Annotated in this window: 19 protein-coding genes and 1 pseudogene; 5 read left to right on the forward strand and 15 right to left on the reverse strand. The window is 62.2% G+C overall.

Features of this window, described 5'->3' with window-relative positions; genetic code table 11:
• Positions 1-156 precede the first annotated feature (156 nt).
• The gene (locus OIU37_RS05975) at positions 157-558 is read right to left on the reverse strand and encodes a PleD family two-component system response regulator (RefSeq protein WP_129420090.1); all 402 of its coding nucleotides are present in this window, start codon (positions 556-558) and stop codon (positions 157-159) included.
• 10 nt (positions 559-568) lie between these two features.
• Positions 569-2,314, reverse strand: a complete 1,746-nt coding sequence (locus OIU37_RS05980) for an ATP-binding protein (RefSeq protein WP_264256435.1) — start codon at positions 2,312-2,314, stop codon at positions 569-571.
• 86 nt (positions 2,315-2,400) lie between these two features.
• Between OIU37_RS05980 and OIU37_RS05985 the strand changes: the two genes are divergently transcribed.
• A complete protein-coding gene (locus tag OIU37_RS05985) occupies positions 2,401-2,934 on the forward strand; it encodes a GNAT family N-acetyltransferase (protein WP_264256437.1) in 534 nt (177 codons plus the stop codon).
• A 39-nt stretch (positions 2,935-2,973) separates the two neighbouring features.
• Here OIU37_RS05985 and OIU37_RS05990 read toward each other — a convergent pair.
• Positions 2,974-3,241, reverse strand: a pseudogene (locus tag OIU37_RS05990) (AAA family ATPase); the annotation flags it as partial.
• 354 nt (positions 3,242-3,595) lie between these two features.
• On the opposite strand from OIU37_RS05990, the gene OIU37_RS05995 reads away from it, so the two are divergent.
• The gene (locus OIU37_RS05995) at positions 3,596-4,177 is read left to right on the forward strand and encodes a glutathione S-transferase N-terminal domain-containing protein (RefSeq protein ID WP_264256439.1); all 582 of its coding nucleotides are present in this window, start codon (positions 3,596-3,598) and stop codon (positions 4,175-4,177) included.
• Entirely contained in the window at positions 4,174-5,028 is an 855-nt protein-coding gene (locus OIU37_RS06000; protein ID WP_264256441.1) for an alpha/beta fold hydrolase, read from the forward strand. Before OIU37_RS05995 ends, OIU37_RS06000 begins: the two co-directional genes overlap by 4 nt.
• Positions 5,029-5,083: 55 nt before the next feature.
• On the opposite strand, the gene OIU37_RS06005 is transcribed toward OIU37_RS06000, so the two are convergent.
• The 4 genes from OIU37_RS06005 to OIU37_RS06020 form a co-directional block, all read right to left on the reverse strand.
• Positions 5,084-5,998, reverse strand: coding sequence for a phosphotriesterase (locus OIU37_RS06005; RefSeq protein ID WP_264256442.1), 915 nt, complete (start codon positions 5,996-5,998; stop codon positions 5,084-5,086).
• Between the two features lie 177 nt (positions 5,999-6,175).
• Positions 6,176-8,470 carry an autotransporter outer membrane beta-barrel domain-containing protein gene (locus OIU37_RS06010; protein WP_264256444.1) on the reverse strand — a complete coding sequence of 765 codons (2,295 nt, stop codon included), beginning with the start codon at positions 8,468-8,470 and terminating at the stop codon, positions 6,176-6,178.
• A gap of 765 nt (positions 8,471-9,235) precedes the next feature.
• The gene (locus OIU37_RS06015; RefSeq protein WP_264256445.1) at positions 9,236-9,868 is read right to left on the reverse strand and encodes a PQQ-binding-like beta-propeller repeat protein; all 633 of its coding nucleotides are present in this window, start codon (positions 9,866-9,868) and stop codon (positions 9,236-9,238) included.
• 54 nt (positions 9,869-9,922) lie between these two features.
• The gene (locus OIU37_RS06020) at positions 9,923-11,143 is read right to left on the reverse strand and encodes a helix-turn-helix domain-containing protein (protein ID WP_240602928.1); all 1,221 of its coding nucleotides are present in this window, start codon (positions 11,141-11,143) and stop codon (positions 9,923-9,925) included.
• Positions 11,144-11,262: 119 nt separating this feature from the next.
• On the opposite strand from OIU37_RS06020, the gene OIU37_RS06025 reads away from it, so the two are divergent.
• Positions 11,263-12,060: a DUF899 family protein gene (locus tag OIU37_RS06025; RefSeq protein ID WP_240602927.1), complete on the forward strand. Its 798-nt coding sequence runs from the start codon at positions 11,263-11,265 to the stop codon at positions 12,058-12,060.
• A gap of 5 nt (positions 12,061-12,065) precedes the next feature.
• Positions 12,066-12,416: a hypothetical protein gene (locus OIU37_RS06030; protein WP_240603129.1), complete on the forward strand. Its 351-nt coding sequence runs from the start codon at positions 12,066-12,068 to the stop codon at positions 12,414-12,416.
• Positions 12,417-12,536: 120 nt separating this feature from the next.
• Here OIU37_RS06030 and OIU37_RS06035 read toward each other — a convergent pair whose 3' ends face one another.
• The 8 genes from OIU37_RS06035 to OIU37_RS06070 form a co-directional block, all read right to left on the reverse strand.
• Positions 12,537-13,178: a metallophosphoesterase family protein gene (locus OIU37_RS06035; RefSeq protein WP_180694694.1), complete on the reverse strand. Its 642-nt coding sequence runs from the start codon at positions 13,176-13,178 to the stop codon at positions 12,537-12,539.
• A 186-nt stretch (positions 13,179-13,364) separates the two neighbouring features.
• Positions 13,365-14,318 carry an ADP-ribosylglycohydrolase family protein gene (locus OIU37_RS06040; protein ID WP_264256447.1) on the reverse strand — a complete coding sequence of 318 codons (954 nt, stop codon included), beginning with the start codon at positions 14,316-14,318 and terminating at the stop codon, positions 13,365-13,367.
• Between the two features lie 292 nt (positions 14,319-14,610).
• The gene (locus tag OIU37_RS06045) at positions 14,611-15,441 is read right to left on the reverse strand and encodes an inositol monophosphatase (RefSeq protein WP_264256448.1); all 831 of its coding nucleotides are present in this window, start codon (positions 15,439-15,441) and stop codon (positions 14,611-14,613) included.
• Entirely contained in the window at positions 15,438-16,268 is an 831-nt protein-coding gene (locus OIU37_RS06050; RefSeq protein WP_264256449.1) for a glycerophosphodiester phosphodiesterase family protein, read from the reverse strand. The genes OIU37_RS06045 and OIU37_RS06050 overlap by 4 nt, the downstream gene beginning before the upstream one ends.
• Positions 16,269-16,279: 11 nt before the next feature.
• Positions 16,280-17,386, reverse strand: a complete 1,107-nt coding sequence (locus tag OIU37_RS06055; protein WP_264256450.1) for an ABC transporter ATP-binding protein — start codon at positions 17,384-17,386, stop codon at positions 16,280-16,282.
• A gap of 2 nt (positions 17,387-17,388) precedes the next feature.
• A complete protein-coding gene (locus OIU37_RS06060) occupies positions 17,389-18,306 on the reverse strand; it encodes an ABC transporter permease subunit (RefSeq protein ID WP_180694689.1) in 918 nt (305 codons plus the stop codon).
• Between the two features lie 3 nt (positions 18,307-18,309).
• Complete coding sequence (locus tag OIU37_RS06065; protein ID WP_264256452.1) at positions 18,310-19,200, reverse strand: carbohydrate ABC transporter permease; 891 nt, start codon at positions 19,198-19,200, stop codon at positions 18,310-18,312.
• Positions 19,201-19,295: 95 nt separating this feature from the next.
• Positions 19,296-20,603 (reverse strand): extracellular solute-binding protein, encoded by a 1,308-nt coding sequence (locus OIU37_RS06070; RefSeq protein ID WP_180694687.1) that lies wholly within the window; start codon positions 20,601-20,603, stop codon positions 19,296-19,298.
• Positions 20,604-20,710 lie beyond the last annotated feature (107 nt).

Genomic DNA, 20,710 nt, shown 5'->3' on the forward strand with positions numbered 1-20,710 from the left:
CGATCTTCGATGCCGGCCCATTGAGAACAACCATCTGCTGAAAGATCGTCTTCCATCAGGAAAACCATTGCCGGCTGAACCGGCAATGGCAAAATCGCGCAAGGCGTGGAACGGGGATATGTCGCGCAGCCCGCACGCACGTCCCACCGTCAAACGTCAGAATGACCGGTGAACCGCCTTGTCGTTGGCAAGGCGCGTCACGCAGCCTTCGAGCTTGGCGAGCAGCAGATCGAAGTCGAGCGGCTTCGTCAGATAATCCGCCGCTCCGCCACGCAGGCCGGCCAGCGTGTTTTCCCGGTCGGTCAGCGCCGTCAACAGGATGAACGGAATGTTGGAAAGCTCCGGGTGATTGATCTGTATTTCCGCCAGAAGCTGGTGCCCGTCCATCACAGGCATCGAAATGTCGCTGATGACGATATCGGGCCATTTCGACAGGATCACTTCCAGTCCCTCGGCGCCGTTCGAGGCCTCGAGCGTCTTGTAGCCGGCTTCGCTCAATTCTTCGACGAGGAGGTTCCGGATCTCGACTTCGTCTTCTATGCACAGGACTGTAACCATGAGCTCTTCCTTAAGCTGCGACTTGTTGATCCGACAACAGAAACTCTATTGGCAGAAGAATGGTGAATGTTGTGCCTTTGCCGAGCTCGCTCGTCACCTCGACGGTGCCGCCATGCAGTTCGACGACCTGCTTGACGACGTTGAGGCCGATGCCGGTTCCGGCAATGCCCGTCGCGCTGCGGGCGCGGTAATAGGGCTGGAACAGCTTCGGCAGATCCTCCGCATCCATGCCGATGCCGCTGTCGGAGATGGCGATCTCCACCGTCTTCTCGTCGACCCGGGCGCGAACATGAATGTCAGGCGCGTTGGGCGAATATTTGACGGCGTTCGAAACCAGGTTGGTGAAGACCTGTTCCATCGCGCTGCGGTCGAACGTCAATACATCCGGTATGGGCTCGAGATCGAGATGGAACACATGCGTGCGGCTGAGATGGCGCTGCCTGTCGCAGCAGGTGACGAGCAGGGCTTTCAGATCGCCTTCGCTGCGCTTCAGTGTGATCTGTCCGGTTTCGAGCCGACCGCTGGCGAGGATGCTCTCCATCAGATCGACCATGCGCACGACGGCGCTTCGGATCACGCCGGCTTTTTCGTGAACGTAATCGCCGCTGACGTTGGTCGTCGAGCGGCAAAGCCGCTGGGCGGCGGCGTCGATGATGGCGAGCGGCGTGCGAAACTCGTGCGAAGCCATGGCGACGAACTGGCGCTGGAGCGCATTCACCTGGCGTTCGTGCACCAGCAGGCGGTCCAGTTCCTCTCTCTGCCTTTCGATCTCGGCCGTTCGATCGGCCACCATCTCTTCCAGATGGTTGCGGTGATGGGTGAGCTGCGCCTGGCTATCCAGCAGGGTCAGCGAAGTGCGATGCAGACCTCGTCCGAGCCAGAAAACGACGGCGATCAACAGCGCCAGGCAGCCGAGCCCCGCCGGCGCAATCTGCCGAAGCAGCATGAATCCCGGCAGGATAGGCGGCCACACGAGATAGCCGATCGTGCCGCCGTCATGGGACGACACAGGCACTTGCGCCCGTTCGTCTTCACTTTTCGAAGGCGCGAAATGTAGGCCTTCGAGCCGCGCATAATGGGCGATGCTTTCGGCAGCCTTTCCATCGAGGAACTTGACCGAGATGGCGATGAACTCCTGGCCCGCCTCGATCTGCATCCTGGCCGAGCTCGGCAGAATGGGACGCACGCTTGCTATCGCCGGTCTGTTGCCGATTATGATCGTCCGAACCGCGGCCAGTTGACCGAGCGCTTCGGCGCTGGGCTTTGCAGCCCGCTCAACGAGAACGGCGCGCATCTCACCGGCGAGAGCGGTCACGTCTCGGCCGTCGTCGTCACCGAGCCGCGGCGGCATGGCATCCGCGCCGTCGCGGAACGCAAACATCAGGCGATTGGTATCGTCGAAGATATAGGTCCTGTCGTGCCCGAAATACCGGCTCGTCCACCGCCCGACATTGTCGAGCAGCCATTCATGGTTCCGTTGCTTGGCATAAAGGAAGGCGTCATCCCATTTGGTGACGCTTTCCTGCTCCCGGGGAAGTGCCGCGATCTGCTCTTCCAATCCTTGGCCGACGAAGTCGGCCTGCCGGCGCAACGAGAGATCATCGACCTTCACCGCCGCGAGCCATGCAAATCCGCACAGCAACACAGCCGCAGCGCAGGTGAGCGTTACCAAGACGAACGTAATGTGGGATGTGAGCCTGACCTTCAACACCTGCAACCTTTTGATGGCGCCCCTTACCTGGAAATTGACACGCAAAGGTTGACGGACCGTGAATTATGCGCTCCCGTGCGGGTCTGCGGCATGTCTCCTATAGGCATTTCGCGACCTTGAAGGAGAAGCACATGGATGCAGCAGCATCGTCGGATACGTCAGGCATCAGGATCGAGCCGATCGCTGCCGCCCATATCGACAGCTTTCATCATGCGCTCGACGTGGTCGCGCGGGAGAAAAAATACCTGTCCATGCTGGAAGCAACTCCCCTGCCGCAAACGCGTGAGTTCGTGATGGGCATGATTGCGAAGGGCAATCCGCAATTCGGTGCCGTCGCGCAGAACCAGGTCGTCGGTTGGTGCGACATCAGCCGGCATTTTTTCCCGTCGCACGCCCATCGCGGAAACCTCGGAATGGGGATCCTTCCCGCCTATCGGGGCAAGGGTCTCGGACGAAGGCTCATCGAGACGACATTGAGAGCCGCACGGAAAGGCGGTTTCGCCAGGGTTGAACTCGATGTTTACGAAGACAACGCCCGTGCTATCGCTCTCTACGAAAAGATGGGATTTGCCCGCGAAGGCATCGTCCGGCGTGCGGCGCGCATCGATGGCCGGTTCATCGATGCGATCAGCATGGCGCTTCTGTTCGATGAGCGCGGCTTCTGATAGATTCTGGTATCGCCGTCGATTTCTGAAAAGCTCCAGCAGACGAACCAATTCATGCAATAGAGCTGTAATAGGCGCGTAAGGTAAGGCCGATTCCCGTTGCTCAATGCACCCACCTTTTAGGATCAAGGCCCGGCCTGAGAGTCGGTCGGCGAACTCGTCGACCGGCCGGCTTTTTCCGCCGCCTGCTTCCGCCCCGAGAAGAGTGCAACATTGCCGACCGCCAGACATCTCGGAAAGCGCTTTCCATGGAATTGAGTTCTGCGGTTCTGCCCGAAAACCGCGCCCTTTTACGGCAAGTCGACACAAAATGCTCCGATATCTGGAATTCGAGATTGCAGAGATGAAGCCATAATCATCCCATGTGTACAACCGGCAGCAGGCTGCCCGATCCCGACGGTTAGTAAACACCAGCAGGCTGGCCTTCCAAAGGCAGAGTTGCGGTTGATGCAGAGCGCCGCCGACTAGACGCACTCAGTCGGTTCGACTGGATTTTTCTGCCCCCGGACGTGCATTTCAAACCGGTCCTACTCAATATGCCCGATGCGGCACCCCCCACCTTAGCCACAGATGCGGACATGAAGAGGACATCTGATCGGGTAACCGCCTGACCACCTCTTCTTGGACCATGGGCAGATGAAACGAAGGAAGGAACGGTTGGATGAAACTTTACTCTGCGCCCGGATTCTCCAGCTTGGCGGACCACATCGCCATGTTGGAGGCTGGAATTCAATTCGACCTGGTCAAGGTCGACCTAGAGACGAAGCTGATTGAAGGGGGCGGCCGATACATGGACATCAATCCGACGGGCTACGTGCCCGCCCTTATGTTCGACGATGGTGAGGTGCTGACCGAAAATGTTGCCATCCTGGCTTGGATCGCCGACCGCGCACCGGAGCTTGCACCGCGGGGTCATCTGGGCCGCGTCCGCCTGCTCGAGATGCTGAGCTTTATCGCGACCGAGATTCACAAGCGCTTTCCCACCTATCTATCGCTTCCGGAGGAAGTCAGGGAGCCGACGGGCCAGCAAATAGTGCACTGGTTCGGCTTCGTCGCCGGCCGACTTGAGCGGGGCTATCTGTTCGCAGAGACCTTCACGGTCGCCGATGCCTATCTTTTCCAACTCGCGTGGGGCGCAGCTCAACTCGGATTCACTCTGCCCGAGCCGCTAGGCGAATACATCGCACGGATCGAACAACGGCCGGCGGTGCAAGCCGCGCTGCACCGCGAGGGCCTGGCATGAGTGCGCTGATGATCCGCACGGACGGGGTCGAGCTCGCGACGCAGAGCTTCGGCAATCCGAACCACCCGCCGTTACTTCTGATCATGGGCGGAATGGCGTCGATGCTGTGGTGGCCGGAGGAATTCTGCCGCCGGCTCGCCGAACCGGGTCGCTTCGTGATCCGCTACGACCAGCGCGATGCCGGCCTTTCGACCAAATATCCGCCCGGTCGGCCCGGCTACACTTTCGAGGACGCCGCCGATGACGTCTTCCGCGTGCTCGACGGTTACGGAATCCCGAACGCTCATATCGTCGGCTTTTCCCTCGGCGGCATGGTCGGGCAGGTGGCCGCACTGAAGAGCCCGGAACGCGTGCTTTCCCTAACGGCGATCAGTACCTCGCCTGTCGGTGTGGACACATCCCATTTCCCTCCGAGCGGCGAGGCCTGGCTGGAACATATGGCCGTGGAGGCGGACTGGTCGGACCGGGCGGACGCGGTCGCGTACCTGGTCGAGGATTTGCGCCTGACCGCCGGAATGGCACGTCCATTCGACGAAGCCGGAACTCGAGCCTTCCTCGAACGGGACTTCGACCGCTCCGGAGGCTATCTGAGCGCCACCAACCACAGCGTCCTCTTTGAGATCGGCGAGACATGGCGGGGCCGGCTCGACGAGATGAACGTGCCGCTTCTCGTCCTTCACGGCACCGCTGATCCGGTCTTTCCGCCGACGCACGGAGAGACACTGGCGCGGACTGTGAAAGATGCGAAGTTCGTGAAGATCGAAGGTGGCGGCCACGAACTTCATCCCGGAGATTGGGAAGAGATCATTTCCGCCATCGACGAACATGTCGCAAGATCGATGTGCGTCTAGTAACAGAGACAAGCCAATTGGGGTAGATGATATCGGATCGTGCCCGGCCACTTCCCTATCGGGCGAAAGCCTCGAACGGATTGTCGTGGGTCAGGCGCACCAGTGTGCCGTCATCTATGCCCCGCCGTTTCAACTCGGGCAGCAAGACCGTGGAAAGATGGGTGTAAGGCTTGGGTGTCCCGCCCATCGGCAGCGCCGGATCGAACCAGCCCCGGTCATGGCTTAGCAACAGGCGGTCGCCGCAGCCAGCATCCAGCGCCTTGATCACCAGCTCCGCCACCTCGTTGTCCCCGGCCCGGCCGACATGGTCATACTCGATCCAGGCGCCCCGATCGGCAACGGCGACATTATAGCCGAAGTCCTTTTCTTCCTGCGTGTGGATCGAGATGAACCTGTCGGCCCGATAGCCTTCCGCCTCGATGACATCGAGCTGATCCATGACCACCCGTCCCATGATCGTATGACTGCCGATGACGGCGTCTGTCTGCGCCGCCGCGCGCGCGGCTGCCCGCAGGATTTTCGTCTCGAGCGCCGTCATCCCATCATCGCCGGCACTGAGCTTGATCCAGCCTGCCTGGAACCCGGTCTCGTCGATCTGCTCCGTCAGCTCGCGAAGCATCCACGCCTCCAGCTCCTTCTCGGAAGCATGGCGGACCCATTCGGGGATCCAGGGCTCGCGGTAATTGCCGGTGGGAACGACGATCGGAAAATCCGTCGCAAGTGACACGGCAAGATCGATATCCGCACGGCGTCCGACGCCGCCCGTCGAACATTCGACCAGTGCCGTCACCCCGAGCTTTTTGATCCGCTCGATCTCGGGGGCCATCAGCCGAACGACGTCTTCGATCTTAGCTTCGGCATAACCGGGTTGGTCGGGCGTCCTGAGGTCGACGAAGACGTGCTCGTGCGGGAGGATCATCCCAAGTTCGGATTTGCTCTTGGGCCCGAGCGTCGTGCGCAGATGTTTCAAGGTCTCTCCCCCACAGTTGCACCGGCTTTGCGTACAGCCCTCGACCGACACCGAAGCGTCGACACTGCCGCGAAAGTAGATCGTTACATGATGAAATCAATTGCTCGCTCGATGGAAATTCTGACAACCTGCCCCTTGATGTCGACTTCCAACCTAGGCCCTCCGGTAGCCATCCCGCTACCACTTCACGCTGAACCCAACCTTGGCGCCGACGGCGTTGCTGTCGCCAAAATCCTTGAGGCTGGTGCGGGCAAAGGCTTCGCCGTTGACGGCATAACGGTCGTCCGCCCAGCTGAGCGAGCCGCCCATGCCAAGGCCGGCCCAGAGCGCCTGGTTCTCACTGATAAGCTTGGTCCCCGAGACATCGATATCCGAGCCGTCGAGGAAGTCATAATAGAGATTGGCGATGCCGTAGAGCTTCGAGCGACTGATCTTTCCGTAGCCATCCTTCCAGTCGCTGTCATAATCGGCTGAGATGCCGAGACGGCCGGTCAGGCTGTCGCCGTCGTCGAGCGATGTGGCGGCGCCATAGGCATCGGTGAAGTCATCGAAACGCACGGAGGAATAAGCAAGCTGCGCCTGCGGCGTCAGCGACCACTGGTTGGTCAGCGCGATCCTCTGGCCGGCTTCGACGCTGAACCCATAGCCGAAGCCGTCATTGTCGTCTGCAAGCGTGGTGTGAAGCGTCGAGGATTTGAGATCACTGCTGTACCAGGTCACGCCAGCCTGCGTATCGATGTAGAAGCCGCTGTTGCCGTACCAGGTCAAGGTGCCGTCGAAGCCGTAGCCTGTGGTGTCGATGTCGCCCTTGCCGAAGCGCGAAGAGACGTCTGCCGAGGCCGTATCGACATGAAAGCTGAGCCCGCCGATCAGCATGCCTGCCCCGCTTTCGTGCAGCATTCCGTCGACGCCCGCCTGCAGCGTCCAGCTGTCGACGTCATATTCGGTGCCCGTCGTCGAAGTCTCCGGTTCGAAATGCGAATGCGTCCCGTCGATGCGGGTCCAGATCGCCTTGGAAGGGTCGTTCTGGGCGGCGGATTGGCCACCGTCCACTTCGCGGCCGCCGGTGCGCTGGCGCAGCGTGCCGAATTCGTTGAGGTTCTGCAGCACGCCGGCATAGGCCTCGTAGAGCGGCACGCTCGGCGCGTATAGCGGCCCGGTCGCGGTGCCTGCGGCATCGATAATGGCTGAGCGCAGATACCAGTCGCCATCGGCAGGCGTGCTGACGCCACCTTGGTAAAGTCGATAGGCATAGGCGCCGCCGACCACGGCCTGATCGCCCTCGAACACATAGTCGCCGAGCAGCGAGAAGGTGCCGGCCGACGTACCGCCGACATCGACGATCTTGATGCCTTCGACGGTTTGTCCGCCACCGCCCCCGAGGTTGGTCACCTTAACATCGGTGGTGCCTGATGTGTTGCCGGTGACGACGAGGCGGTCGGTCGCGGAAGTATCGTCGCCGAGCACGCTCTCGATCTCCAGAGTGCCGCCGCTGCCAATATAGTTACCTGATATCGTCAGCGTGCCGATGGAATTGCCCGGCGCCACCACGCCGGCATTGGTCACATCGCCGAAGATCGTGCCGGTGCCGCCGAGAATACCGACGCCCGATGTCGTGACCGGGCTGGCGATCGAGCCATTGACGGCGAGCCGGCCGCCGCTCACCGTCGTGGCGCCAGTATAGGTGTTGACGCCCGAAAGCGTCTGGCTGCCGCCGGTGACGGTCAGCCCACCCGTGCCGCCGATCACGCCCGCGAAGGTGTCGTTGGCATTAGCGATCGTCAGGGTTTGGGGCCCGAGCAGCACGGTGCCGCTGCCGGCCAGGCTCTGGATGGTCGGGGCTGCTGCCCCGGAAACGTCAAGAGCGCCGTCGGCGACAACCCGGCTGGAATTGGCGACGGCGCCGGCGCCGGAAAGGGCGAGGCTGCTGCCGAAATCGATCTGCGTCTCGCCGGTATAAATGCTGCTCGCCAGCAGGCTGAAGACACCGCCACCGGTGACGGTCAGGCCACCGACGCCGGTGAACCCGGACGCGGCGTCGGTGCCTACGGTGAAGCCGTTGGTATCGAGTGTCAGCCCGCCGGCGAGCAGATTGAGCTCGCTGCCGGAAAATCCGTTGATGAAGGTCGCGTTAGCGGCGGTAGCGCGCAGGATGCCATTGTTGAAATTGGCCTGGCTCGCGCCGGAGCCGCCCCGCAAGGATAGGGTCTGCAATGTGCCACCGGCTGTGATGTTGAGCGTGCCGGACCCTGCAGCGAGGTTGCCCAAGGTCGTGCCCCCTCCCGCCGTAACTTGCCCGCCGTTCTCAATGTTGAGTGTGCCAGTACCCGAAAAACCAACAAAAAAAGTCCCCGCGGGTATGTTCCACTGCGATCCTGGGCCGGTGACGGTGACGATGCCGGTGGTCCCAGCCGCAGCTGCGAGCCGCGACGAGCCCGTGCTTGTCAGGGTGCTGCTATTCTGTATCGTCAAAATGCCGTGCGCTGGTCCCCCTTGGCCGACTTGTGTTGCCCCTACCGAGACGCTGACCGGCCCAGTGACACCGAGGATGGCAGGCCCCTAGGACGGTACGCCAATCGTACTGATTGACGGTTGTACCGGCACTGGGAGCTATACCGCCCGCCCAATTGCTCCCGTCAGTCCAGTCACTGCTTGTTGCTCCGATCCAATTTTGGGCCGAGGCCGTTCCGGCGGATAGGGCCATAAGCACCACCCCACATGCTGTCAGGAGGACAAGGTGCCGCCCTTTGAACTCCCGATGCTTTCCCGCGCTTCTTGAAGTGGGCGCTGCGAACGAGCAGCCAAGGCTCAGTGCCGCCAGGCAGATCGCTGACAGGCGCTTCTGCTGGCTGGTCCTATGAAACACATCGCCCGCCCGCATAATGCCGCCTCACAAAAATGCTCTTTTAGATTGATTTAAAACACGTTTTGTCGAATCCGCAACTAAATCGCGATTACAATTGACGAATGTTAAGGAATTATGATGGTCTTTGGGCGCTGAAAATGGCCATGAAGGCAAAGCCGTGGATCGGCCATCCGACTGACGGTAGCCGAAACATCGCAGCACTTGCTTTCCCTGCAGCGGCTGGCCGCCCGCTGCCCACGCCGCATCGACAACTCGCCTTGTCTCCTTTTTGCCTCTCCCGGCCCTTCGCATAGCTCAGGGCGTTCGGCCCGCTTTGCGGGACCGGGCCTCACCACAGTGGCGCATCGCGCTCACCCCGGTGGCGCGGGCGCTCACTTCGGCCGGCTGATCGCGCGGACCTTGCCGCTGGCGCCGCCACCGCAAAAGAAGCAGTCGGCACCGTCGGATTCGAGGCCGGAGACGCCGGTGCCCTCGGGCATCTCCAGCCGCTCCAGGACCTCGCCGGTTTCGGGGTCGATGCGTCTGACGTCGCTGTCATCGCCCTCCCAGGTTCCGTGCCAAAGCTGGCCGTCGACCCAGGTGACGCCTGTCACGACGCGGTTGGATTCGATCGTGCGGAGGATCTTGCCAGTTTCCGGGTCGATCTGATGGATCCTGCGGCCGCGGTGCTGGCCGACCCAGAGCGAGCCTTCGGCCCAGGCAAGGCCGGAATCGCCGCCATTGCCGGGCGCCGGGATGGTGGAAAGGATACGACCGGACTTCGGGTCGATCTTGTGAATGACATCCTCGGCGATCTGATAGAGGAACTCTCCATCGAAAGCCGTACCGGCATGGGACGCAACCTCGATCGAGCGCACCACCTCGCCGCTTGCAGGATCGAGCGCGTTCAGCCTGTCGCCGGAGGCGAACCAGACATGCTCACCATCGAAGGTGACGCCGTTGACGCGCTCGGCGCCGGGAAAGGGTCCATATTCACGGATGATCGTCGCAGCCGATTTTTTCATCTCTTCCATCCTGTTTGCCCGTTGACCAGGGCCATCTTCGTCAGTCAGGCCATACTAGTCGCTTGGCAGAGGTCCCGGGAGTAACAAGATCGTCGGGAAACCGGGAAGCGGCGGGCTCATCCAGCGCCGCGCCCGCCCGCGACCGAAGGATTGCACCTTGCCCTCCTCCGCAAGTGAATCCAGTGCCCGCTGCACGGTGCGCGGGCTGGCGCCGAGCGCGATCGCCAGCGCCGAACTCGACCACGCCTCGCCATCGGCGAGAAAGGCGAGCACCGCCCCATGCTGTCCTTCGACCAACGGCGCCAGCACGGCGATCTCTCCGGCACGGCGCGGCGAAAGCGCAAAGCCGCGTTTCGTCGCCGAGACCTCGGCGAGCGCCCGCAGCTCGGCACGCAGCCGGCCGATCTCGACGCGTAGCCGGGCACGATGCGATTCATCGGCATGTTTGCCGCGGAAGGCGCGCGCGATGAGCGTACCCCTGGCCATATCCCCCGGCCAAGCTTCGGCAAGCGTCCGGGCGAGCGTGAAAAGCACCGGCCGCGTTGCCAGCGACACCGAAAGCTGATCGTCGCGCACGACATGGCGGCAGGCATCGACGACGAGCGTGCCCGAACCAAGCAGCTCTTCCACCTCCTCGAGCAGCAGCGGGCTTTCCCGCCAGCGCGAGATCAGCCGCGCCACCGGCGCGCTGAGCACGCGGGCGGCATTCTCCACCTCCGCCGTCAGCACCGGCATGTCGGCCTCGCGCGCCGCCTGTCTCGCCCGGTCAAGCGCCGCTCGCGCCGCTTTCGTCTGCAGGCGCCGGATCGCGATGCCCGCAACCACCAGCTCATGGGCAGCCCTTGCCGCCGGCGGCAGCGGCGTCGGGTCAAGTGTTTCCAGCGCCCGCTCAGCCTCGTCGAGCCGGCCGATCAGCACCAACCGGCGAAGCTCGACATTCCTGGCATGGGCGGCATTGACCCTGTCGCCATGCGCTTCGAGCACCTTGCGCGCCGCCTCCAGCGCCTTGGGCGGCCAGGTGAGATCGCGCGAGACCAGCGCGATCTCGGCCTCGGCGACTACGCAGCGGGCTCGCGCCATCGCCTCCCTTGGGCCGAAAGCACGCGCCGCACTCTTCAACAGCGCCTTGGCACGGACCAGATCACCGAGCTGCGCCATCGCAATGCCACGCAGCGCCAGCGCGGGCGCATCGTCGCGCAGCGCCACCCGCTTCAGCGCGCCGAGCGCATCGCCTGTTGCCAGCGCTCGCGCCGCCGCCGTGATCAGCGAGTCCATTCAAATCCCGTCACACTTGTCACTCCCGCCATTTCCCCACTCGGCCTTAGATTTGTCGTCGACCGGCAAGCAAGCCTGCGCCGGATGCTACGACGAGAGACAGGCAAAGGAGAAGACCCATGACGGCACAGCTGAACGCAACACGCCAGCAGTGGCTGGCAGCAAGGCTCGATCTGCTCGAAGAGGAGAAGGAACTGACCCGGCAGAGCGACGCGCTGGCGATCAAGCGCCAGCAATTGCCGCGTGTCAGGATCGACAAGCAATACCGCTTCGACACCGACGACGGCAACATCTCGCTAAAGGATCTCTTCGGCGGCCGCTCACAGCTTCTCGTCTATCACTTCATGTTCGGGCCGGATTATACAGCGGGATGCCCGTCCTGCTCGTCGATCGCCGACGGTTTCAACGGCTTTTTCGTCCATCTTGAAAACCACGATGTCGCCTTTTGGGCGGTCTCGCGCGCGCCGCTCGCAAAGCTCGAAGCGTTCAAGCGGCGGATGGACTGGAGCTTTCCCTGGGCCTCCTCCTTCGGCAGCGACTTCAACGGCGATTTCAGCGTCTGGTTCTCTGCCGAGCAGCAGCACCAGGGCGAGGTAGACTATAATTACCGCCGCGAACCGCCCGCTCCCGAACCGCTCCCAGGCAGGACTGTCCAGGAGTGGCAGCCCCGCGACAGCGAAGCCCCGATCGCTCAGATCGCCGCCATGACCGGCACCGACGTTCCCACCTATACCCGCGACCGGCCGGGCGTCAGCGCCTTCGAGCTTATCGACGGCGCCGTCTACCACAGCTATTCCAGCTATGCGCGCGGGCTGGACGGGTTATGGGGCATGTATCAATGGCTCGACCGCGCACCCAAGGGCCGCAACGAAACCGGCATCTGGTGGCGCCATCACGATCGCTACGGCAAGGAATGACGCCGATGCTGCTCTCCGCCCACACTCCAGAGCGAGGCGACGGCAACGCCGCTCTCAACGCCGCCGAATGGCTCTCGCTGGCCGCCTCAGCAGACGGATCAGCTGCTAAGCCGAGCAGTGGCATGGCAAGCCCGGGCGGCCGGATCGCCGCCCACAGCGCCAACTGGCTGTCGCTCGCCGCCGCCCCGACATTCGCGGTCATGGCGCTGCTGACGGCCACCACTGGCAGCGCCGACATGATCTGCACGACGACGCCGGATACCTTCGCGATGGGCGGAATGGTGCCGATGTACCTGCTGATGAGCGGCTTCCACCTGGCGCCCTGGCTACGGCTCGCCGCCGGCTGGCGGGCATAAGCCACCGATCACGCGCCGCGACGGCGCCGGTATCTCTTCTCCCCAGCGGGGAGAAGAGGGAGCAAGCCTCACTTCCGCTCAACCGCGTCCGGCCTTACCCCCTTACCAAAGCGACCAAGTTCATGCCCTCACCTCGATAAAGTCGATCGGCCCGCCGGCAACACCGTCGTCGAAGACCGCGCAGGAGAGCTTGCCGCCGAAGACGCAGCCGCTGTCGATGTTGGTGCGGTTTCCTGTTGTCACCGGGTTGGACAGCGACGGCGTGTGGCCGTGGACCAGATGCTTGCCCCAATAGTCGCTGGACCAACCGGGAGGGAACCGTAGCCAGAGAAGATCGTCCTCGCTCTGCTGTTCCAGCGGAAACGCCGGATCGACGCCGGCATGGACGAAGATGCGATGCCGGTCGACATGCATGAGCGAACGACCAGCCGCCCATTGCAAATGCTGGGGCTGAACTCTGCCGCCATAGGATATTTCGGTCTCCAGCCCGCCGTTGCCGAGCCACACGGCTCTGCTCTGACCGTCGGCATAGGCAGCGACCATCATATCCTCATGATTGCCTTTCAGGCAGATCCATCTCCACGGGTCCGATGGACCGGCGATGATCCGGTCGAGGACGCTTTTGCTGTCAGGCCCGCGATCAATATAGTCGCCAACGAAGACGACGGTCCCTTCAGACGCATAAGCCTCGATCCGATCGATCATCCTGTTCAGCGGATCGATACAGCCGTGGATATCTCCTATGGCGAACGTGTAGCGCATGCTTAATTTTTAGCGCCTGTCGGGGGCCAGGTGAAGTCCGGATCGTGCGGCGGATCTCAATACTGCCGACAGAAAATCCGACTCATTTCCCGGCACTTACGGCAATTGCCTCGCCTTTGGCTTGAGTTCACATATTGATCGCCGCATCGGCCGTCGAGGAGCCGATCCGCGGATGGGTCAGCATTGCTAGCCAGCTCTCTTCAACAACTGGCTGGCCAGCTCGATGCAATCAACCGGCCAATATAGTTCAGGCCTTGGATGCGCGACCTTTGGGTTTCCCTCGTATGGTCGGCAGGAAAGTATCGATTCACGCCATCGCCTGGGAATTGCACACTCTCCATGAATCGCACCGAGCAGAGCTCCGGCAATCGCTGCGTTCGTATCGGTATCGCCACCATTTGAGACGGTGCTCACTACGCCGTCCTCCAAGGAATTCGAATGCAGCAATTGAAAAATGGCATTCTGAAACGCGGTCAGGACCCAGCCTTGCTGATTCACGAAGTCCTTTGGCGGTTCCTTTTCGGCGGCGGCGATTGCATCACGAATGCTGTGATCAACACCAAGTTCATCGGACCATTTTCTGATCGTCTGATAAACATCTCGAGGCGTCGGGCCTTCGGCAATTGCGTACGATAGCGCGCGAGCGAAGAGATTGTTGATCTGCCGGCACACGAGGTTCGGATGTGTGATGATGGCGTCCTGTTCCGCCCACAAACCGACCTGTTCGGTTGGAAACTGAGATCCAAAAATGCCGAGAGGTGACACGCGCATGAGCGCACGGTTGGCTTGGCTTTGGTGGTCAGGCTCGTAGCGAATTCCATTATATACCGTCCGGCCAATGTCGAAAGGCTTGGATGCTAGCCAGTCTTCATAGGCCCTTCGGGCAGCGTCTTGAACGTATGCGCCTTCCGCGACAATCGATCTGGCCAAAGCCAGCGCCATCTCGGAGTCATCAGTTGGCTGACCGGCAATGGTGTTCCATGTGCCGCCATCATGAATTTCGCGAACGCCATGGGGATACTTCTGGCGTATTTCTTGGGGTGCCTGAAACTCCACCAGGGAGCCAAGCGCATCTCCTGCCAGTTGACCGAGAATACAGCCGATTGCACGGGACGTCGTTGTATTATCTATGATTTTCATGCCGCCTCTGGCGAGTAGTGAAGCGCCTTGATACGATCACCCTGTCATGCGAGTGGCGTAACGCCGCTAAGCGACGATACTAATCCGCTCAGGTTTCCGCTAGTCGTTACGACGTTCGAGCGACCGCTATCGGCACAAAATAAAATCCCTCATCCGCCTGCCGTGACCTCGCTCCTTCCATTCACGTGTCGCATGGCAAGTCCCCCGCCCCGTTAGGTGAGGGGTAGTGTCTTGCGGCTCGTCTGCTTTGAGTGAGTGCCCTTGCCAGACTTTCCGCCAGCGCGCCGAGCTATCACCCCTCGACAAAACCCCGCCGGATCGCCTCCCAGCTTTCCACATCCGGCGCCAGCAGCAGCCGGCCCCTGGCCATCGCAGGACGATAGGCTTCGCCGCTGAGCAATGCCCCGTAGCCGCCAGCTTCGTGATGGATCAGCACGCCGGCGGCGTGGTCCCAGGGTTTGAGCTCGGCGTTGAGCGAAAAGCTCATCGCCCCTGATGCCACCGCCCGGTATTCATAGGCCGAGCAGCGCCATGTGGTGGTGCGGGAAAAGTGCAACAGGCTCCGAGCGTAGACCGGCTGCGCCTCGGCGGGGAACATATGCAGCGGCACGAAGCCGTGCATTTCCCCGATCGGCCCTGGCGGCGCGACGCTGAGCCGGGTCCTGGTGCCATCACGGGCGATATGCCAAGCGCCCTGCCCCGGCCGTGCGGCAAGGAAATCGCCCGTCACGGGATAGTGGATCAGCCCGGCCACCGTCTCGCCGCCGGAGACGATCGCCACGATCATGCCGAACAGCGGCAGGCCGTGGGCAAAATTCCAGGTGCCGTCGACAGGATCGATGATGATGGCGAGATCGGCGTCGCCAAGCCGCGTCAAAATGGCGGGATCGGCCGAAACCGCTTCCTCGCCGACCAGCAGCGCCTCGGGAAAGTGCGCCGACAGCGCTTCGGTGAGCCGCCGCTCGGCGCCGAGATCGGCATCGGTCACCAGATCGTCGGGCGCCGTCTTGGTGCGAATACCCTCGGCGGTGACGCCGAGGAAGCGGGGCAGGATCTCTGCCTCCGCCGCCCGGCGCATATCCTCCATCACGGCGGAGAATATGTCGTCCGACACATTCCTCATCCGCGGCGCGCCTCGATATAGGCCTTGAGCGCCGCCGGCTGGTCGGTCTGGATGACGCTGATGCCGGCCGCCATCATCCGCCCCCAGATCGCATCGGGATCTTCAAGTGCCGCACTGTCGGTCAGGCCGCAGCAGGAGACCGGATCGAGCGTGTTGACCCAAAGCGAGATTCCGGCGTTGCGCAGGCGCTCGTGCTGGCCGGCCAACGTCTCCAACTCATCGAATTTGGCTTCGCACATGAAGGGGCGCGCCGCGATGACTGCCTTGGCGGTCTCTTCGGCGCTCCCGAGCCTGAAGAACGCCTGGCCCATGAACGGAATGCCGTCGATGCCGGACTGCCTGGCGAGCCAAGCCAGCGCCTCCGGCGTGTCGGCGCGAGCCTTGAGATCGACCTGATCGGCCATGCCCATCTCTTTGACCTTGGCGGCGACGATGCTCATCATCTCGAGGTCCTTGAGATCGAGATCGACGAAGATGCGGCCACGCACGGTTTCGAGCACCTGTTCCAGCGTTGGAATGGTCTGCGTCGTGAACGGCTGGTCCGGCCCGCCATCGGCCATGCGCAGCCGCAGGCTGGTGATCTCGGCGATCGTCATCTCCTTGGGGACGCGGTCGATGCCGCCCATGCGTTCGAGCGTGTCGTCGTGCAGGATGAACAGCACGCCATCGGCGCTCTGGCGGATATCCACCTCGACGATGTCATAGCCGCCGGCAATCGCATTCTCGATCGCGGCAAGGCTGTTTTCGGGAGCCTGATGCCAGGCACCCCGATGGGCGACAATGGCGCAGGGGCGCGACGGGTCGGCAATGTGGTCGATATATTTCATGGGGATGTCCTTTAGTTTGCGCCGAATGCGCCTGGCATGGCCTTGCCGCTCTCCGCATCGAAGAGATGCAGGCGGGAGGCAGGGAGATTGAGAAAGAGTTGGCTATGATCCGGTATTTCAGCGCCGAAGGGCGTGGCGATCCTGACTACCGAGCCGCCGAGCTCGGCTGCCAGGATCGAATGCGAGCCGAGATCCTCGCGAAAACGCAAAGCTGACGTGACCACATGTCCGTTGGCCCCGCCGTCGATCAGAATATCCTCGGGGCGGATGCCGAGCTGATAGGCGCCGGTGAGCCGCGCTTGCGCCACCACCTGCCCGTCGGCGAGCCGGAGGACGGCGCCGTCGCCGGTGACCGGCAGGATGTTCATCGGCGGTGCGCCGATGAATCTGGCGACGAAGACCGAGGCCGGATGGTGATAGATCGCCTTCGGCGTGTCGAATTGTTCGATCCGGCCCTTGTTGAGAATGAGGATGCGATCAGCAAGCGTCATCGCCTCCACCTGGTCATGGGTGACGAAGACGGTGGTGGCGCCGATGCGCCGGTGCAGATCGGCCAGTTCGACGCGCATGTCGTGCCTGAGTTGGGCGTCGAGGTTGGAAAGCGGCTCGTCGAATAGAAGCACGCCGGGTTCGCGCACGATGGCGCGGCCGATCGCGACGCGCTGGCGCTGGCCGCCGGAGAGATGCCCGGGCTTGCGGCCGAGATAATCGGAAAGGCCGAGCATCTTCGCCACCGCCCCGACCCGCTCGATGCGCTCGGCCTTCTGCATGCCTGATACCTTGAGGCTGTAGGCGATGTTGTCGAAGACGCTCATATGCGGATAGAGCGCATAGTTCTGGAACACCATGGCGCAGCCGCGATGTTTCGGCTCCAGATCCTGCACCTGCCGGCCGCCGATGACGATTGTGCCGCCGCTCACCCGCTCCAGCCCGGCGATCATCTGCAACAGCGTGGACTTGCCGCAGCCGGAGGGACCGAGCACGACGGTGAATTCGCCGGCCCTGAGCTCGACATCCATCGGCGGAATGACGACGGTCTCGGCGTCATAGGCCTTGCTGACGCCTGAGAGCGTGATGTTTGCCGCAGCGGCGCGGATGGCCATGTCGATGGCGTTCATGGCTATTTCTCCGTGAGAACCAGGCCCTGGACGAGGTAGCGCTGCAGGAGCGCGATCATCGCCAGCGGAATGATGGAGATGATGACGGCGCCGGCCATGATCATCGGGAAATCGGGGATTTCTCCTTCGGCATCTGGAACGAGCCGCGCCAGGCCGACGACGGCGGTCTGCATATCGGGCGTCGAGGCGGCGACCAGCGGCCAGAGATATTGCGTCCAGCCGCCGAGGAAGGTCAGTATGAAGAGCGCGGCGAAACTGGTGCGCGACAGCGGCAGCAGGATGTCGAAGAGGAAGCGGATCGGCCCTGCCCCATCCATCCGCGCCGCCTTGAACAGATCCTTGGGCAGCGTGAGGAAGAACTGGCGGAACAGGAAAGTGCCGGTGCCATGCGCCACAAGCGGCGCGATCAGGCCGAAATGCGTGTTCAGCACGCTCAATTCGAGATGGACCGGCGCGCCGAAGACTCCTGTTATCAAGCCGTTAAGCCCGGTGACATCAAGCAGCGCATTGACCGGCGAAAACACATTCGACGCCACTTGGTAGGTGGTAATGACGCGGATCTCGATCGGCAACATGATGGTCGCGAGGATCAGCGCAAAAGCCACGCCCGCCCAGCGGACGCGGAAATAGACGATGGCATAGGCCGACAGGAAAGACAGGACGCAGGTCGCGAGTGCATCGCCAGAGGCGACCACCAGACTGTTGAGCATCTGGACCGGGATTGATGTCTCGGTGAAGACCCGCGCCATGTTGGAAAGGAGCTGGTCGCCGGGATACCAGGCAAGCCCGTTACGCAGCATGAATTCGTAGGATTGCGAGGCGGTGGCGAGCGTCAGATAGAGCGGCCCGAGGATATAGACGATGCCGACGATAAGGACGAGGCTGGCTGCGATGTTGAGGGAACGTGCGTTTTCGATCATGGGTCACCGCTCGTAGTTGATGCGCCGGCCAAGCAGCAGGAACTGGGCGGCGGTGAGAAGGACGACGAAGACCATCAGGATCGCCGTCTGGGTCGAGGCGCCGGAGAGGTCGTATCCGCTGAAGCCGTCGGTGTAGATCTTGTAGACAAGCAGCGTCGTCGCCCCGCCCGGGCCGCCATCGGTGATCGTATCGATCAGCGCGAAGGCCGAGGTAACGCTTTCGGTGAATTCGAGCACCAGCGTCAGGAAGAGTTGCGGCATAATGAGGGGCAGTTGCACATCGAAGATGCGCCGCCACGGCCCTGCCCCATCCATCGCCGCTGCCTGCTGCATGGTCTTCGGGATGGATTGCAGGCCGGCGAGCAGGATGACGAAATTGAACGGGATGCCGCCCCAGACATGGGCTGCAATCAGCGTGATGAAGGCATCCGTGCCGTCGATGCCAGGCGCCCATATGCCGGGAAAAGCGCTGTTGAGCGGCGCCAGCATGCCGACGAAGGGATTGAAGATGAAGGCGAAGACGACGCCGATCGAAGCGCCCGCCACCCCCTTCGGCCAGATCAGCACGTTGCGCGCCGGCAGCGCCAGGCGGATCTTCCGGTCGGCCGCGAGCGCAAGGATCAGCGGGATCAGCACCGCAAGCGTGGATGCCGTGACCATGAAGATGATTGTGCGCCAGCCGGCCTCCCAGAATTCGGGATCTGCGAGTACCCGCGCGAAATTATCCCAGCCGACGAACATCGAGCCGCCGCCGAACGGGCGCTCGAGGAAGAACGACCAGTAGAAGGCCTGAAAAACCGGCACGTAGAAAAAGAGCGCGATCAGCAGCATGAGCGGCGCCACCAGCAGAAGCGGCAGCCAGCGATGGCTGAAGAGAGAAGATTCCGACGTCATGGAAAACCCTGCATTGGAAGACCGGCACGGGCGTATGCCCCGTGCCTGACGCACGGGAGCGCTTGGGGCGCACACCCGTGCGTGGGATGTCGGGATCACTGCAGCTTCACGCCCTTGTAGGTCTGCTCGAAGCGGCGCAGCAGCTCGTCGCCGCGTTTCTTGGCATTGTCGAGCGCCACCTGCATGGTCTCACCACCGGCGAATGCCTTCTGGGTTTCTTCCATGAACACCTGGCGGAACTGCACGTAGAAGCCGAGGCGGATGCCGCGCGTATCCGGCGTGCGCGGCTGGTTCATCGATTGGATGCCGAGGGCGGCCGTCGCATATTTCGGCGAATTCGCCTCGCCGCTCTTGGCGATCGCATCCATCACGTCGTTGGTGACGGGGACGTAGCCGGTGGCGGCGGTCAGAAACATCTGCTGCTCGGGACGGCGCACGAAGTCGAGAAAGGCCTTGGCGCCTTCGACTTCGGCCTTATCGTGATCCTTCATGATGTAGATCGAGGCGCCGCCGACAAGCGTGTTGTGGCGCTCATAGCCCTTGTACATCGGCGCCAGGCCGACGGTGATCTCGTACTTGCCTTCGAAAGCCTTGGCCGAGGCGGTATAGGAACCCGAAGAATTCTCCATCATCGCGCATTCGCCGGTGTTGAAGGCGGCGGTGAAGTTGCCGGCCTTGGTATCGGCATTGAGCTTGACGAGCCCTTCCTTGCGCCAATCCACAAGGTTCTGCAGATGCTTGGCGGCGAAGGTGGTGTTGAACACATATTCGCCGTCAAGGCCGTCAAAGCCGTTATGCTTTGAGGCGATCGGCAGGCCGTGGCGGGCGGAAAACTGCTCGAGCACGCGCCATGTATCGCCGTCGGTGGTGAAGGGGCATTCATGACCTGCAGCCTTCAGCTTGCGGGCGGCCTCGATGACCTCTTCCCAGGTCGTTGGCGTCGTGGTGACGCCGGCTTTCTCAAGCTCGGTCTTGTTGGTGTAGAAGAGCAGCGTCGAGGAATTATAGGGCTGCGCGAAAAGCTTGCCGCCTGATGTTTCGTAATAGGCGCGTGCGCCGGCGATGTAATTGTCCCACTTGACGTCCGGCAGCACATCCTGGACCGGCACGACGGCATCCGACAGCATCAGGTCGAGCGTGCCGGCATCGAAAAACTGGATGAGGACGGGATGGTTATGGGCGCGGAAGGCGGCGATCGCCTTCTGCATCGACACTTCATAGCTGCCCTGGCCGACGCAGGTGACGTGATGCGCAGATTGCGCGGCATTGAAAGCGGCGCACTGATCCTGGATCGCCTTTTCGGCGGCGCCGGTATTGCCGTACCAGAATTCGATATTGGCGGCCTGCGCAGAACACGCGCCCGCCATCAGCGCGGCCGCAGCCGCCAGAATGGAAATCTTCATCTTGCCCTCGCCTGTTTTGATAGCCGGGTTCATGCCCGGCACCGTGACGGAACTTTATTACAAGCAGCGTGTAACAATTTAGTGACGCCTACAAGACACTTGTCGCG

This window comes from Rhizobium sp. BT-226, assembly GCF_025847085.2.
Lineage (GTDB): Bacteria > Pseudomonadota > Alphaproteobacteria > Rhizobiales > Rhizobiaceae > Rhizobium > Rhizobium sophorae.